This is a genomic window from Serratia sp. (in: enterobacteria), assembly GCF_046715635.1.
Classification (GTDB): Bacteria; Pseudomonadota; Gammaproteobacteria; order Enterobacterales; family Enterobacteriaceae; genus Chania.
Window position 1 is genome coordinate 1 of the sequence record NZ_JBKJYW010000021.1, and the last position, 14,155, is coordinate 14,155.

Consider the following 14,155-nt stretch of genomic DNA (forward strand, 5'->3'; position numbering starts at 1 on the left):
CCTTATGAGTCCAACGTGGTTTGCAACGCTAATGATGTGCTACGGGCGCTTGATGCCGTCCCCTCGCCGCACCTAAACAGCATGGTGGATATTTGCGCCCCCTTTGTGCAAGGTGAACCCATCATGAGTTATTTCGATAAGTTGGGCGATCGATTACGCCATGTGCATATCGTTGACAGCGACGGTGCCAGCGACAGCCATTATATCCCTGGTGAAGGTAAAATCCCGCTCGCAGCGTTGATGCAGGATATTCAGCAGCGCGGCTATCAAGGCTATTGCACCATTGAACTGGTGACCATGTATATGAACGAACCCCGGCTACATGCCGCCTTGGCACTGGAGCGGTTCAAGGCGCTGCTGGCGAAGTGAGGCATAAATGAAAACATTGATTACGCTTGGGGATAACTGCGTTGATGTTTATCCGGCATTAAACAACGCTTTTTCCGGAGGCAATGCCGTTAACGTTGCGGTGTATTGTACCCGTTACCACTTGCGCCCGGCCTATATCGGCTGGGTGGGGGACGACGAGTATGGCCGGCAACTGCGCCGTGAAATGGCGGCTCAGGGCATTGATATCTCACATGTCCATACCAAACCGGGCGTCACGGCGCAGACTTTCGTCACCCTGAAAGGTAACGATCGTGTGTTGGGACAATACGTTGAAGGCGTTATGGCCGATTTTGTGCTCACCGCAGCGGATGTTGATTGGATCGACCATTTTGACATCGTCCATGCCGGTATCTGGGGACGAGTGGAGTCCTATCTGCCACTGCTCAAGCAACGTGGTAAAATCATCGCCTTCGACTTTGCCGATAAATGGGACAGCCCGCTGTGGGAAACGCTGCCCACGTCTCTGGATTATGCGTTCGCCTCTGCCGATGACGATACCCCAGCCCTGCGCGAACGCTTGCAGACGATTGTCCAGCGTGGTGCTGGAGTCGCCATCGCGACATTGGGGAGCAACGGCAGTCTGGCTTTCGATGGGAACCACTTCTATCGCTACGGCATTCAACCGGTTGACGTCGTGGATACTATGGGTGCTGGTGACTCCTTTATTGCCGGTTTTCTGTGTGCCATCGCAGACGATCGGTCTATTGATATCGCCATGCAGCAGGGAACGGCCAATGCGGCCATCACTATTCAATACCACGGAGCATGGTAAGGTTAAAATAGCGCCGGGCCTTATGCCCGGCCTGTTGCCCCACACAAAGTGATGACACTTGGTACCCGCGGCAGAAACGACATATAATCCAGCAAGGACATAATTTGATTAGGGTTGATATATGCCAGGTTCGCAACGTTACTCACACCAATTGCTCTATGCCACGGTAAGGCAACGTATCCTGACCGATATCGAACAGGGTGTTTATCAAGCGAATCAGCAGATCCCGACCGAGTCCGAACTGTGCGAACAGTATGACGTTAGCCGCATCACCATCAGGAAAGCCATCACCGATCTGGTCAAGGACGGAGTATTGATCCGCTGGCAAGGTAAAGGGACCTTTGTCCAAAGCAAGAAGATTGAAAACGAACTGCTTACCGTCAGCGGCTTTACCGATTTTGGCGTCTCGCAAGGCAAAAAAACGCGCGAGGAAATTATCAAACAGGAGTTGATACCGGCCGATGATTTTTGTTCGCGGCTGGATATTGCCAACGATAGCCAGATGTTCAAGCTGGTTCGGGTCATGTACCTTGAGTTGGAGCCCCTGTTTATCGACTACTCTTATATTCCCCTCGCCCGCTACCAGGATTTCGATAGCTATTACCAACCCGGTAATTCTACCTATCAATTACTGCAAGAGCGCTACGACACTCAGATAGTCAGCGATAAAAAGCTTATTGATATCTATACCGCCACCAAGGCCGAAGCAAAATGGCTTAAATGTGAGCTTGGCGAACCGCTGTTTCGCATCAGTAAAATTGCCTACGACCAGCAGAAACGGCCGGTTCATTGTTCCGAACTGTTCTGCCGCGCTAATCGCATCAGTTTGACGATTGATAATCATCACAAAGGTTAATGGCCTGATTACGGCAAAGAAACGGCCCCAGAAAGGAGCCGTTGGCTGAGTGTGCTAGCTATGTCAAAAGGGTTGATGATTGATCATCCAACGTTACTTTACTGCTACCGCCACGAGTACAGCAATAGAAACCTCAAATACCGCCGACTCATCATTAGCCATGATCTTGGCTTCAGCCGCCCTTGATGTAACAGCTTTTGGCATCGACCTCTTGGTCGATATGCCGCAGATCGGATAAATACGTGATGCCAAACAAGATCGACACGACAAGCAACACCGAGACCAATAAGGCAATGACCGCAATAAGCTTGGTTTCATCGTGCGGATTGTGTTCCATTTTATCTCCTGAAAACAGTAAGTTATTCCCACCCACTGTGTGATCGTCAACGTAAAAATGATCAATATGCTGCAGCCGCCGTCAACATTGTGATGACCGTTGCGCATGGTCCATGGTATTCCTGATACTTCTTGTCTAGTGGGGTGTTCACACCCTCTATTCTCTTATCACATGCAATAACGTATTGATGCCAAAAGGGGTAACCCTACGCTTAAACAGCATTAAGATTTACGCCAGTAAAAGATCAGACTTTTCTTGCTGGTAGACGCTACCAATTTTCTGCAACAGGGTCAAGATTCTCAAGGTAAGTTGCCAGCGTACAGGCTGGAAACATTCGTTGGATTTATCGAATTGAGGTTGAGGAATTTCAGCACAGCGCCCCAGATGGGGCACCGGATCACACAGCTCGAAACCCGAGCGAGCTCAGGTTTCGATTACCTGACCTTCAGCATCATTGTGGGATGCGTAATACCTGGCCCGGATAGATTTTATCTGGATGGCTTAGCATCGGCTTGTTGGCTTCAAAAATCTTGTTGTACTGGTTGGCATTGCCATACATCTCTTTGGCAACGGCGCTCAGGGTATCGCCTTTCTTCACGGTATAAAAGCGGCTTTCCGCTTCAGGCTGCGCTACTGCAACATTATCTTCCACGCCGCTAATCCCTGCCACGTTACCCACGGCAACCAGAATTTTTTCTTTCAGTTCCTGGCTGATACCGTCCCCGGTGACCACAGCCTTGCCATCAACGACCTGAACATCAACCTTATCCGTATCTGGCAGGCCGCTGTTATCAAGGTGCGCTTTCAGCTTGGCGCTTTGATCTTCAGCGTTACCACTCACCGTATCCCACAGTTTTGCGCCAGCTTCTTTCACGAAGTTAAATAATCCCATATTCGCTCCCGTTAATGATTGGATAGTTAAGAAATTTTAAAACTCATTAAGCTTAGCAGTACGGAACGGAACTGCAATCCTCTTAGGGATGATTAAACACTGCCGAAATTCTGAAAATGTTGTTTTTGTTTGGTCAATTGTTATTTTTTTGTATTAATTAGCTAAATTCAGCCCGATTTTACCTACAATGGGGGTTGGCACCTTAATGAGGGACGTGATGGGTTATGTACGCTTTGGTGATGTTCGTTTGCTATCTGGATGGCGGCTGTGCCGATATCGTCGTTGACGTGCTGCGTGATGAGCATCAGTGCCTGGTAGCGATGAAAGAACAACGGTTACGACATGCCGGCTGTTTTCCGATCGAGGACTTTATCGACGGCTTCTGGCTGCCTGCCAGCGAGTATGCCCCTTGGTAAATACAAACACGGCTGCCAAGCCACTGATTATCCAGACGGGCACAGTATGCAGCGACCCTACGCTGTGAGGCTGTTGTGATTTGTCATGAAAACTGAAAAGGCAGAGCTTGCGCTCTGCCTTCCGGACCACTCCCGACACAGGAATGAGGTACTGATTAACGCTTAGAAGCGGTAGGTCAAGCTGGCTGCCACGATGTTGTCAGTGTTCAGATTCAGCTTGTTATTGTCATCCAACTGGTTGATTTTGTAATCAACGTAGGTGTACATGTTTTTGTTGAAGTAGTACGTAGCACCAATATCGATATATTTCACCAGATCGACATCGCCAATGTTCTCAATGTCTTTACCTTTGGACTGCAGGTAAGCCAGTGATGGACGCAGGCCGTTTTCGAACTGGTATTGCGCGACCACTTCAAAGTTTTGCGTTTTGTTGGCAAAGCCAGCAACATTATTAACCGTGATCGGGGTCATATTGCGGGTTTCAGCATACATGGCCGCCAGATACACCTGGTTGGCGTCATACTTAAGTGCGGTAGTCCAGGCCGTCGCGCTGTCGCCTTTACCGTAGGTAGCGCCGTAGGCAGCGTCCTTCTGATATTTAGTACGGTTAGAATCAGAGAAGGCTGCCGCAGCACCAATGCCGCTACCGCCGATGTCCTGATAATCCACAGACATACCATAGCCGTCACCGTTCTGCTTATGGATGTTACTGCGGTCATTCTCGTTCTTACCCTGATACTGCAATGCGATATTCAGGCCATCGACCAGACCGAAGAAGCTGCGGTTACGGTAGGTAGCCAGGCCGGTAGAACGACCATTCATGAAGTTATCGGTGTAGGTATAGGTATCACCACCGAACTCCGGCAGCATATCGGTATAGGATTCTGCATCGTAGACCACACCGTAGTTACGGCCATAGTCAAAGGAGCCGTACTCGGCGAATTTCAGACCAGCGAAGCCCAGACGAGTTTTGGTGCCTTCAGTACCCGCTGATTCAGCGTGGTTTGCCTGGACGTTATATTCCCACTGGCCATAACCGGTCAGTTGGTCATTGATCTGCGTTTCGCCTTTAAAACCGAAACGAACATAAGAACCATCACCGTCAGCGGATTTGTTATCGCTGAACAGGTGTTTAGCGTTTACACGGCCATACAGGTCGAGTTTGTTGCCATCTTTGTTGTAGATTTCGGCCGCATTGGCCATAGAGGCGACGGTGCCAAGAACAACCGCCAGGGCTATTACACTGCGTTTCATCATTTATTTTCCTAGATTTTTATTAAAAGCTGCCCGTCACGCCCAATTTATGCTTTGGGCTGTGATTTTTATCATTTTGTTTTTTATCAACGCCCCTTAATTAAGCGCCATGTGACATTAGCATCATGATTAAAAACTTAAAATAAAAAAGTTCATGAAACAGCGCGCATAAAGCATGTTTATTTGTAACCATATATTACAAGAAAGGGATATTCTAATATGATGATTTAGATAGATATTTAACGCATAAGCCATAACACCCATGCTAGTTTGCACCAAAAAGGTGCAATTAGGTTTCATTTTGTGTGATTTACCTACGGTTTTCAATACCCACAAAATTAGCATGCTAAGCAATAGTGTTACTTATTTCACACTTTTAACTTATATCAATCTGATTACCGGAAATTGCGCGAATAATTCTATCTTTAATCCGATATTTACCCATTGGGGCAAAATCTGGCACGTAACAGGCCAAATAACCTATCAAATGATTAAATAAATTACGCAATTAAAGTTTGAAGGAGAAACGTCGCCACCGATCGCTTATCGGTGGCGTCATGAGTGGGGTGGAGATTAAAACAGAGTGCCACGCGGAACTTCGATCAACATCATGCCTGCACGTAACCCCAATGCCACCTTGGGGTTTGGAAACAGGACCCACTCCTTTTCATGCTGCACACGATAGCTTTCCCCCGGCTGCTCATACAATAAGGTGCCCTGCGGTAAAGCGGTAAAATTGGCGGTATCATCACTTAAATAGAGTTTGAACGATTCACTGCGTTTAATCAGTGACTGCTTGACGCGGAACACCCGAATCGGGGCCTGCCCCCGCAAAGGGAGAGATTGCCCGCTGATCAGTGCCTGCAATGCTTTATTGATAGCGGAAAATTGCTGCAGATCGTTGCTGCCAAAGGGACGCGCCTTGCCCAATTCGAGTGTACAACTGGCCGCCTGCGCATGCTCGCAGGAATAGTGGCTGAACGTGCCGCCTGGCGCCTGGTGTATCACCAGAGCATCCAACTCGGCGGCGTCAAGTAACGCCAACATCTCAGGGCTGTAATTCTGCGGTTGATAGGGCAGGATACCAAAGCGTGGCAGCAGCGATCCGCGGATCGCCGTGTGCAGATCATAATGAAAGCGAGTGGCCTGCTCCCCGGCAAAGAAGCTGCTGATCGCTTGTTCTAACTGCTGCGCCCGTGCCGTTTCGCCGGATGGCTCAAACTGCTGATAGCGCCCACCAAACATGCGATTCATATCGCTTGCCAGATAACGTTGATTGGCACGCATCGCCGGTGGATTGCCTAACACCACCAGCAAACGCACCGCCAATGGCCTCACGCCTGCGAAGAGCTCGTTCACTAACCGGTCCAGCAGTTCGATCGGTGCCGTTTCATTGCCATGAATACCGGCAGAGAGCACCACCGCTTGCCGATAGCCTTGCAGCGGGCTGAGCTCCAATAGCCCTTCCCCCAGCCACTTCCAGCGCAGTGCAGCGTTTTCACCCTGGGTGGTAGCGGGTGGCGTTCCTGCCAACGTCAGAGCCAATAAATTGTTCACTATTGCCTCCGGTTATTGTTGGAACGGGTAAACATTACCCAACCCAAGGAGAGAAGTCAGAGCATCCAGCGCCGCGCGCCCCTCATGCAGCAGTTGCGGATCTGCCAGATCCTCCTGTACCAGACGATCGCGGTAATAGCGGTCTACCCAGTCATTCAGGGTGGCGAAAAGCGTATCGTTCATCATCACCCTTGGGTTCACCGCCCTCAGCTCAGCACCGTTCAACGCCACGCGTAAGCGCAGGCAAGCCGGGCCACCGCCATTGCGCATACTTTCGCGCAGGTCGAACACCTTGATTTCGTTGATCGGCCCACCGCTGGCCACCCTCTCCGACAGATAATGCCAAACCCCCGGATGCTGGCGGGATTCTTCCGGTACCACGATCATCATCTTGCCATCGGCTTTGGTCAGGATCTGGCTGTTAAACAGGTAGGTTGCCACCGCATCCCCCACGCTGACGCTGGAGGTTGGCACTTCGATCGCCACCAGTTCCGTCTCCAGCAAAGCCATCTTACGGCGGATTTGATCCAGCCCCTGCTGCTGATGCAGGAACGCCTGCTGATGATGGAACAGCACCTGCTGATTGCTGACGGCGATCACGTCGTTATGAAAAACGCCCTGGTCGATCACCGCCGGATTTTGTTGCAGAAATACCGTGTGTTCCTCGTGCAACTGATGCAGACGGGCGATCGCCTCGCTGGCCTCGCGCGTCTGGCGAGCTGGGTAACGCGTGGGAGCACTTTCCCCGCCAAACTCCTGTTTGCCATACACAAAGACTTGCACCCCGCGCTTGGCATAGTCACTCCCAAGGCGGTTATGGTTGGCGGCGCCCTCATCCCCAAAGAGTGCCACCTGCGGTAAGGCATCATGGTGAGTAAAGTATTGCTCATCATTGAAGATGGCACGCAGCACGCTGGAGGTGGTTTCGGCCTCAATCGCGCGATGGAATTTGTTATTCAGGTTGGCGGCGGTGAAATGCACTTTGCCATCCTGACTGTCTGACGAAGGCGAAACCGTCGCGGCATTGGCCGTCCACATAGATGAGGCCGAACTGAGCGCCGAGAGCAGGCGCGGTGAGGTTCGCATCGCTTGGGCCAGCACGTTCTCGTCGCTGCCGCTAAAGCCCAATTTACGCAGCGTGGGGAGATGAGGTCGTTCCTGCGGTGGCAACACGCCCTGCTGGAAGCCCATATCTGCCAGCGCTTTCATTTTCAGCAGCCCCTGCTTTGCCGCCAGCTTGGGATTCGACACGCTGTTACGGTGCTGCGTCGAAGCCTCATTGCCAAACGACAGCCCGGCGTAGTGGTGCGTCAAGCCAACCAACCCATCGAAATTGACTTCATATCCGGACATTTTGCTCTCCTGTAAACTGCGAACGATGATGCCTGTCACTGGGTGCTATCTCCCTCACCCTAACCCTCTCCCCAAGGAGAGGGAATCGAATGTGCCAGCGGTTATTTCTTCTTCAACCTGACCACCGATGGATAAAAAATCGCTGCTATAGAGGTATCTCTGTATCTTGTTCTGGCGTAGCTACGGATCGACTCTGCATCTGAATACCACTCCATACCAGCTCCCTCTCCCTTTGGGAGAGGGTTGGGGTGAGGGGCAGATCAGTTAAATATCAGACCCGGTGACAGGCTGGCGGGCAGCGTCAGGCTGGCACTCTCCAGCGAAGCCATCGGCCATGCACAGTAATCTGCCGCATAGAACGCACTTGGCCGATGGTTGCCTGAAGCCCCTACGCCACCGAAAGGTGCCGCGCTAGAAGCGCCGGTCAGCGGCTTGTTCCAGTTGACAATACCGGCTCGCGCCTCCAGCAGCAGCCGCTCAAACTGCTCCCGCTGCGGGGACACCAGCCCGACAGAAAGGCCATAACGCGTGTTATTGGCAATGCGCAACGCCTGGTCGAAATGGTCGTAACGAATGATGGTGGTCAGCGGACCAAAATATTCTTCGTCTGGTACATCCGCCACGCCAGTCACATCAATAATCCCGGGGCTTAATAACGCGCTGCCGCTTTCCAACGATTTCATGGTCAGCAAGGCTTTGCCGCCCAATGCCAACAGATGGTGCTGAGCTGCTAACATGTTCTCTGCCGCAGAGGAGGAAATCACCCCGCCCATAAACGGCTGAGGTTCGGCATCCCAACGGCCAATGCGCAGCGTAGACGCCACCTGAACCAAGCGTGTAATAAAGGCATCACCCTGCGGCCCGTTCTTCACCAAAATGCGGCGAGCGCAGGTACAGCGCTGGCCAGCAGAAATAAACGCCGATTGAATGGCCAGATTCACCGCCGCGTCACAATCTTCTATTTGTTCGACGATCAGCGCATTGTTGCCCCCCATCTCCAACGCCAGGATCTTTTCTGGCTGACCGGCCAATTGGCGATGCAAGTGGTAGCCGGTGCCTGCGCTGCCGGTAAACAGCAGCCCATCAATATCGGCACAGCTTGCCAACGCCTCACCGGTTTCACGCCCACCCTGGACCAGATTAATGACCCCGTCCGGTAGCCCCGCCTGCAGCCACAGCTGCAACGTCACCTCCGCCGTCAATGGCGTCAGTTCGCTGGGTTTGAACACCACGCAGTTGCCCGCCAGCAGCGCCGGAACAATATGCCCGTTCGGTAAATGGCCAGGGAAGTTATACGGACCAAACACCGCCAGCACGCCATGCGGCCTATGGCGTAGCACCGAGGCTCCATCGGCCATCGTGGTTTCAGTCACCCCGGTACGTGCCTGATAAGCCTGTAGCGAAATGCCCACCTTGCCAATCATCGCCTGGACTTCGGTCAAGGTTTCCCAACGAGGTTTGCTGGTTTCACGGCTGATGGTCTCGGCCAGAGGGTGTTTATGCTCTTCCAGCAACGCCGCAAAGCGTTTTACCAACTGTTCGCGCTGTGCAAACGGTGTACGTGCCCAGGTAGGGAAAGCCTCGCGTGCAGCTGCGCATGCCGCAGCCACGTCGTCAATATTGGCCGCGTTGGCTTGCCACAGCGGCAGGTTATCCAACGGATCGGTTTTGCTGAACTCAGCGCCCCGGCCGGCCAGCCAGACGCCATTAATTAACAATGCAGGATGTGACATTACATTTTCTCCTGAGCGATAAGCTTGATGACCCGCACCGGGCTCCCCTGTTCGACGCCAAGCGCCGCCGCCGTCTCGGCGTTGATACGCAAGCGGTCATCATGCAGTTGGGCATGCACCAACAGGGCGCGATAATGCTGATAGTTGTCGTTGGCCACCAGGTACGCCGGGGCCTCGCTGGAAACCTGCGCATCATCCAGCACCACCTTCACCAGTTTGCTGCGCTTCACCGCGCGGATCTCGTCGATCTCGGCTTCCAGCGTCGGGCCCCCGTCAAAGATATCGACGTAGCCCTGATAGCGCAGCCCTTCGGCTTCCAGCAGCTTGCGCGCTGGTGCGGTTTGCGGGTGAACTTCGCCGATCACCTTCTGCGCATCTTCGGCCAGAAAGTCGACGTACAGCGGGTGTTTCGGCATCAGTTCGGCGATAAACGCCTTTTGCCCGGTGCCGCTGAGATAGTCCGCCTTGGCGAACTCGATAGAAAAGAAATGGCGACCAACGCTTTCCCAGAAGGGTGAACGGCCATTTTCATCGGAATAACCGCGCATTTCCGCGATCACTTTGCGGGAGAATTGATTGCGAAATGCGGCCATAAACAGGAAACGTACCTTTGACAGCAGCTTGCCATTCTCGCCATGGCGGTAGTCCGGATCGAGGAACAGCGTACAGAGTTCCGAATGGCCGGTATGATCGTTGCTTAAAAACAGCGTTGGCACCGATTTATAGACATTAAGCTGCTTTGAGGCATGCACTTGGGTGCCCACGCGGAAGCTGTACCAGGGTTCAGTCAGCCCAACCGCGACTTCGATCGCGCTGACGCCAACGACCTGTTGCCGCTCGGTATCCTCCATAACAAACAGATAGCAGCGATCGCTTTGGGGAAGTTCGCCTTGCCAGGTTTTTAACGCCCGCTCAATACGTGCCGACAGCGTATCTTCATTCTGCGGCAAAGAGGTGAGGCCAATACCGGATTTACCGGCGAGCGTCAGCAGGTCAGCCAGGTCACGGCGCTCTATGGGGCGGATAATCATCATAATGCGAACCTCGGAAGTCATCGGCTGCGCACCGGGCGCAGCCGCCTTGATTAGCTGCAAATCCGCGCCACAGCACGCGCGAAACGCGCCAGCCCCTCTTTCACATCCTGCTCTGGGATGATCAGCGAAGGTGTAAAGCGCACCACGTCCGGGCCAGCGATCAGGGCTATCACCCCTTCCTCGTTAGCCAATTGGGTGAGCTGCTTGGCTCTACCGGCATATTCCGGGTTCAGCACGCAGCCAATCAACAGACCCGCCCCGCGGATTTCGCTGAAGATCGAATGCTGTAGGTTGATTTGCGTCAGCCCGGCGATAAACCACTCGAGACGCTGCTTCACCCCATCGAGCACCTCCGGTGTGTTAATCAGCGAGAACACCATCCCAGCTACCGCCGCCGCCAGCGGGTTGCCGCCGTAGGTAGTGCCATGAGTGCCGACACCCAAGGTTTTCGCCAGCTTGTCGGTGGTGATCATCGCGCCGACCGGGAAACCGCCGCCCAAAGCCTTGGCGGTGGTCAACACATCCGGCACCACCCCGTAATTCATGTAGGCATACAGCGAGCCAGTTCGGCCCACGCCGGTTTGCACCTCATCAAAGATCAGCAATGCGCCATGGCGATCGCACAGTTCACGCAACCCTTGCAGGAATTGCGGTTGTGCCGGTACCACACCGCCCTCGCCCTGAATAGGTTCAACGATCACCGCGCAGGTACGGTCGTTAATCACCTGCGCAGCCGCCGCCAGGTCGTTAAACGGCGTATGGGTGATGCCACCAGGCAGTGGCGCAAAATCCTGTGAATATTTTGGTTGGCCCCCGGCAGAAACGGTAAACAGGGTGCGGCCATGAAACGCGTTATTGAATGCGACGATCTGATTCTTCTCGCCGTTGCCGTTATCCAGCGCATGTTTTCGCGCCAGCTTCAGCGCGGCCTCGTTGGCTTCTGCGCCGGAGTTGCAGAAAAACACCTTATCGGCAAAGGTGGCATCAATCAGCTGTTTGGCCAGGCGCAACACCGGTTCGTTGGTATAACCGTTGCCCAAGTGCCAAAGTTTGCCGGCCTGTTCGACCAGCGCCGCCAATACCGGCGGATGGGCGTGGCCCAAGGCGTTGACGGCAATGCCTCCGGCGAAATCGATATAGGATTTCCCCTGCTGATCCCAAACCTGTGAGCCTTCTCCCCGCACTAAAATAAAGTCCGCAGGGGCATAAACCGGGATCATCCAGTCGTCGAAAGACTGGCGGGTAACTGCGATTGGCTGTTCCATAAAGACCTCATAACGTCAGCAAAGGCTGAATTTGGCGGTAAGGACCGCTCTGGTGGCGCAAGACCGGCGAAAATGCAAAATAACCCTATTATCCGGTGTCTTTTCTGGCCGACGATAATGCTGCTCACCGCCGCCTATTCAGATACAAACCTGTTACATAAAATCGGTTATTCGCTATTAATACCGTATTTAGCGCCCTTAAGCGGGGAATAAATGTTAATGAGTAGTTAAAATACAGCCCATTTGATAAATAGTGTAGAGCAGCTATCGTGCCAGAACGGGGTTTTTGACGGTTTTACTAATTTTTTTCGTTAAAACAACGAGTTATATTGCATAAATATTCAATAATTATGCATTTGTAATGATTAATGGCAAAAATAGAGCCTAAAATCATCAACGCCGGAGAAATCCTATTCAATCGCAAAATTCTTCCGCTTTTCTGATCCTGCTCGCAAAAATAATGGCGCTAGATGGCGGGATCGGCACCCTTTTGCACCGCGATCGTGCAATGCGCCCTCATTTAGCGCAGCAAAATGCCCCTCACCCCATTACGGGTTAACCCCCAGTCTTTGACTACACTGATAAGTTACCCCGTACTCAATGTTCCTCCTCAACCTTAAGGATCCCGACATGAGCAAGAAAACCTTTGATGCCACCCAGCCCGCAGCAGTTAAAGACGTAGCCGCCTTTCTGGCAGAGTTAAATGCCGGCGGCGGCAAACCGATGGAACAGATGAAGCCGAAGGAGGCACGTAAGGTGTTGGAAGGCGCGCAACGCAGCGTCGAGGTGGTACAGCGTGAGGTCGAGATCGAAGAAAAAACCATTCACGCCGCCGGACAGGACATCCTGCTGCACATCGTGCGCCCACCACGGGTGAAAGGTAAATTACCGGTCTTTATGTTTTTCCACGGCGGTGGTTGGGTATTAGGTGATTTCCCGACCCACGAACGATTGGTGCGCGATCTGGTTTGCAGTTCCGGTGCGGTCGCGGTGTTTGTCAATTACACACCGTCGCCAGAGGCCCAGTATCCCATCGCCATCGAGCAAGCCTACGCGGCCACGGAATGGGTGGCGGAATACGGAGATAAAATCAACGTCGATGGCAGCCGACTGGCGGTAGTGGGTAATAGCGTTGGCGGTAATATGGCGACGGTGGTCAGCCTGATGGCTAAAGAGCGAGGTACGCCGGCACTACGCTGCCAAATCCTGCTCTGGCCGGTCACCCACGCCAGTTTTGATCGCGATTCCTATCATCAGTTTGCCGAAGGCCATTTCCTGACGCGCAATATGATGAAGTGGTTTTGGGACAACTACACCACCGACAAGGCCCAGCGTAAGGAGATCTACGCCTCACCGCTCAATGCGAGCCTGGAACAGCTGCAAGGGCTGCCACCCGCGCTGATCCAGACCGCCGAGCTGGACGTACTGCGGGATGAGGGGGAAGCCTATGCCCGCTTGCTGAACGCGGCTGGCGTCGAGGTGACCGCCACCCGCTACAATGGGCTGATCCACGATTACGGCCTGTTAAACCCGCTCGCCCAGGTTCCGGCGGTGCATTCGGCTATTCATCAGGCCGGACGCGCGTTAAAGCATTATCTGGCCTAGCCCAGGCTACGGATCAGCCTGGCCAAGGTCTTGATGGCGGTTTCAAGCCTGTCACTCCATTCAAAAGAGGCGTTCAGGCGGAAACAGTGGTTGAAACGATCGCCGGTGGTAAACATTCGCCCCGGCGCAATACTGATGCCCTCTGCCAGCGCACGCTGGTAGAGCTCCATGGATGACTGTGTCGCCTCCAGCTCCAGCCACAGGAAATAACCTCCGTCCGGCTGGCTGACCTTCACCGTCGGCGGGAAGTGATGGGCGATCGCCTGATGCATGGCGCTTTGGCGCTGGGCCAATAAACGCCGCAGACGACGCAGATGGGTATCATAGCCGCCATGCAGCAGATAATCGGCGATCGCCATCTGGGTCGGCACGCTGGTTGAAACGGTGCTCATCAGCTGCAAGCGCTGAATTTGCGGCGCATATCGCCCTGCCGCCACCCAGCCCACGCGGAATCCTGGAGCCAAACATTTTGAGAACGACGAGCAGTGCAAAATCTGCCCGCCCTGATCCAACGCCTTGGCAGGCAATGGCCGCTCGGCGCTGAAATAAAGCTCGCCGTACACGTCATCTTCCAGCAACGAGATCTGATGCTCGCGCAGCATCGTCACCAGCCGTTTTTTATTCTCGTCCGACATGCTGGACCCTTGCGGGTTCTGGAAATGGGTCATCAGCCAGCAGGCCTTGATCGGAT

General features: G+C 53.3%; 14 protein-coding genes. 5 read left to right on the forward strand and 9 right to left on the reverse strand.

The annotated features are described in order from the left end of the window. The 3 genes from ACLQ7H_RS00865 to ACLQ7H_RS00875 form a co-directional block, all read left to right on the forward strand. The coding region (locus ACLQ7H_RS00865) for a TIM barrel protein (RefSeq protein WP_411751038.1) at nucleotides 1-369 on the forward strand (369 nt) is incomplete at its 5' end. Between the two features lie 7 nt (nucleotides 370-376). Continuing rightward, nucleotides 377-1,162 carry a fructoselysine 6-kinase gene (gene frlD / locus ACLQ7H_RS00870; RefSeq protein ID WP_411751039.1) on the forward strand — a complete coding sequence of 262 codons (786 nt, stop codon included), beginning with the start codon at nucleotides 377-379 and terminating at the stop codon, nucleotides 1,160-1,162. Between the two features lie 121 nt (nucleotides 1,163-1,283). Then, entirely contained in the window at nucleotides 1,284-2,018 is a 735-nt protein-coding gene (locus ACLQ7H_RS00875) for a GntR family transcriptional regulator (RefSeq protein ID WP_411751040.1), read from the forward strand. Nucleotides 2,019-2,190: 172 nt separating this feature from the next. Here ACLQ7H_RS00875 and ACLQ7H_RS00880 read toward each other — a convergent pair whose 3' ends face one another. Both ACLQ7H_RS00880 and lysM read right to left on the reverse strand, forming a co-directional pair. Then, complete coding sequence (locus tag ACLQ7H_RS00880) at nucleotides 2,191-2,355, reverse strand: hypothetical protein (protein ID WP_166732779.1); 165 nt, start codon at nucleotides 2,353-2,355, stop codon at nucleotides 2,191-2,193. Between the two features lie 451 nt (nucleotides 2,356-2,806). Continuing rightward, on the reverse strand, nucleotides 2,807-3,247 hold the full coding sequence (gene lysM / locus ACLQ7H_RS00885; protein WP_411751041.1) for a peptidoglycan-binding protein LysM: 441 nt from the start codon (nucleotides 3,245-3,247) through the stop codon (nucleotides 2,807-2,809). Between the two features lie 224 nt (nucleotides 3,248-3,471). Here lysM and ACLQ7H_RS00890 point away from each other — a divergent pair, with 224 nt between their 5' ends. Then, a complete protein-coding gene (locus ACLQ7H_RS00890; protein ID WP_411751042.1) occupies nucleotides 3,472-3,663 on the forward strand; it encodes a YebW family protein in 192 nt (63 codons plus the stop codon). A gap of 162 nt (nucleotides 3,664-3,825) precedes the next feature. On the opposite strand, the gene ompC is transcribed toward ACLQ7H_RS00890, so the two are convergent. The 6 genes from ompC to ACLQ7H_RS00920 form a co-directional block, all read right to left on the reverse strand. After that, nucleotides 3,826-4,920, reverse strand: a complete 1,095-nt coding sequence (gene ompC, locus ACLQ7H_RS00895; RefSeq protein WP_411751043.1) for a porin OmpC — start codon at nucleotides 4,918-4,920, stop codon at nucleotides 3,826-3,828. A 570-nt stretch (nucleotides 4,921-5,490) separates the two neighbouring features. Next, nucleotides 5,491-6,474, reverse strand: a complete 984-nt coding sequence (astE, locus tag ACLQ7H_RS00900) for a succinylglutamate desuccinylase (protein ID WP_411751044.1) — start codon at nucleotides 6,472-6,474, stop codon at nucleotides 5,491-5,493. A 12-nt stretch (nucleotides 6,475-6,486) separates the two neighbouring features. Continuing rightward, complete coding sequence (gene astB / locus ACLQ7H_RS00905; protein WP_411751045.1) at nucleotides 6,487-7,827, reverse strand: N-succinylarginine dihydrolase; 1,341 nt, start codon at nucleotides 7,825-7,827, stop codon at nucleotides 6,487-6,489. A gap of 260 nt (nucleotides 7,828-8,087) precedes the next feature. Next, nucleotides 8,088-9,560: a succinylglutamate-semialdehyde dehydrogenase gene (gene astD, locus ACLQ7H_RS00910; protein WP_411751046.1), complete on the reverse strand. Its 1,473-nt coding sequence runs from the start codon at nucleotides 9,558-9,560 to the stop codon at nucleotides 8,088-8,090. Then, complete coding sequence (astA, locus tag ACLQ7H_RS00915; RefSeq protein WP_411751050.1) at nucleotides 9,560-10,594, reverse strand: arginine N-succinyltransferase; 1,035 nt, start codon at nucleotides 10,592-10,594, stop codon at nucleotides 9,560-9,562. Before astA ends, astD begins: the two co-directional genes overlap by 1 nt. A gap of 50 nt (nucleotides 10,595-10,644) precedes the next feature. Beyond that, nucleotides 10,645-11,859, reverse strand: coding sequence for an aspartate aminotransferase family protein (locus ACLQ7H_RS00920; RefSeq protein ID WP_411751047.1), 1,215 nt, complete (start codon nucleotides 11,857-11,859; stop codon nucleotides 10,645-10,647). 630 nt (nucleotides 11,860-12,489) lie between these two features. On the opposite strand from ACLQ7H_RS00920, the gene ACLQ7H_RS00925 reads away from it, so the two are divergent. After that, complete coding sequence (locus tag ACLQ7H_RS00925) at nucleotides 12,490-13,464, forward strand: alpha/beta hydrolase (RefSeq protein ID WP_411751048.1); 975 nt, start codon at nucleotides 12,490-12,492, stop codon at nucleotides 13,462-13,464. On the opposite strand, the gene ACLQ7H_RS00930 is transcribed toward ACLQ7H_RS00925, so the two are convergent. Further along, nucleotides 13,461-14,155: PLP-dependent aminotransferase family protein (locus ACLQ7H_RS00930; protein ID WP_411751049.1), on the reverse strand; the 695-nt coding region annotated here is incomplete at its 5' end. The two genes, ACLQ7H_RS00925 and ACLQ7H_RS00930, sit on opposite strands and share 4 nt — an antisense overlap.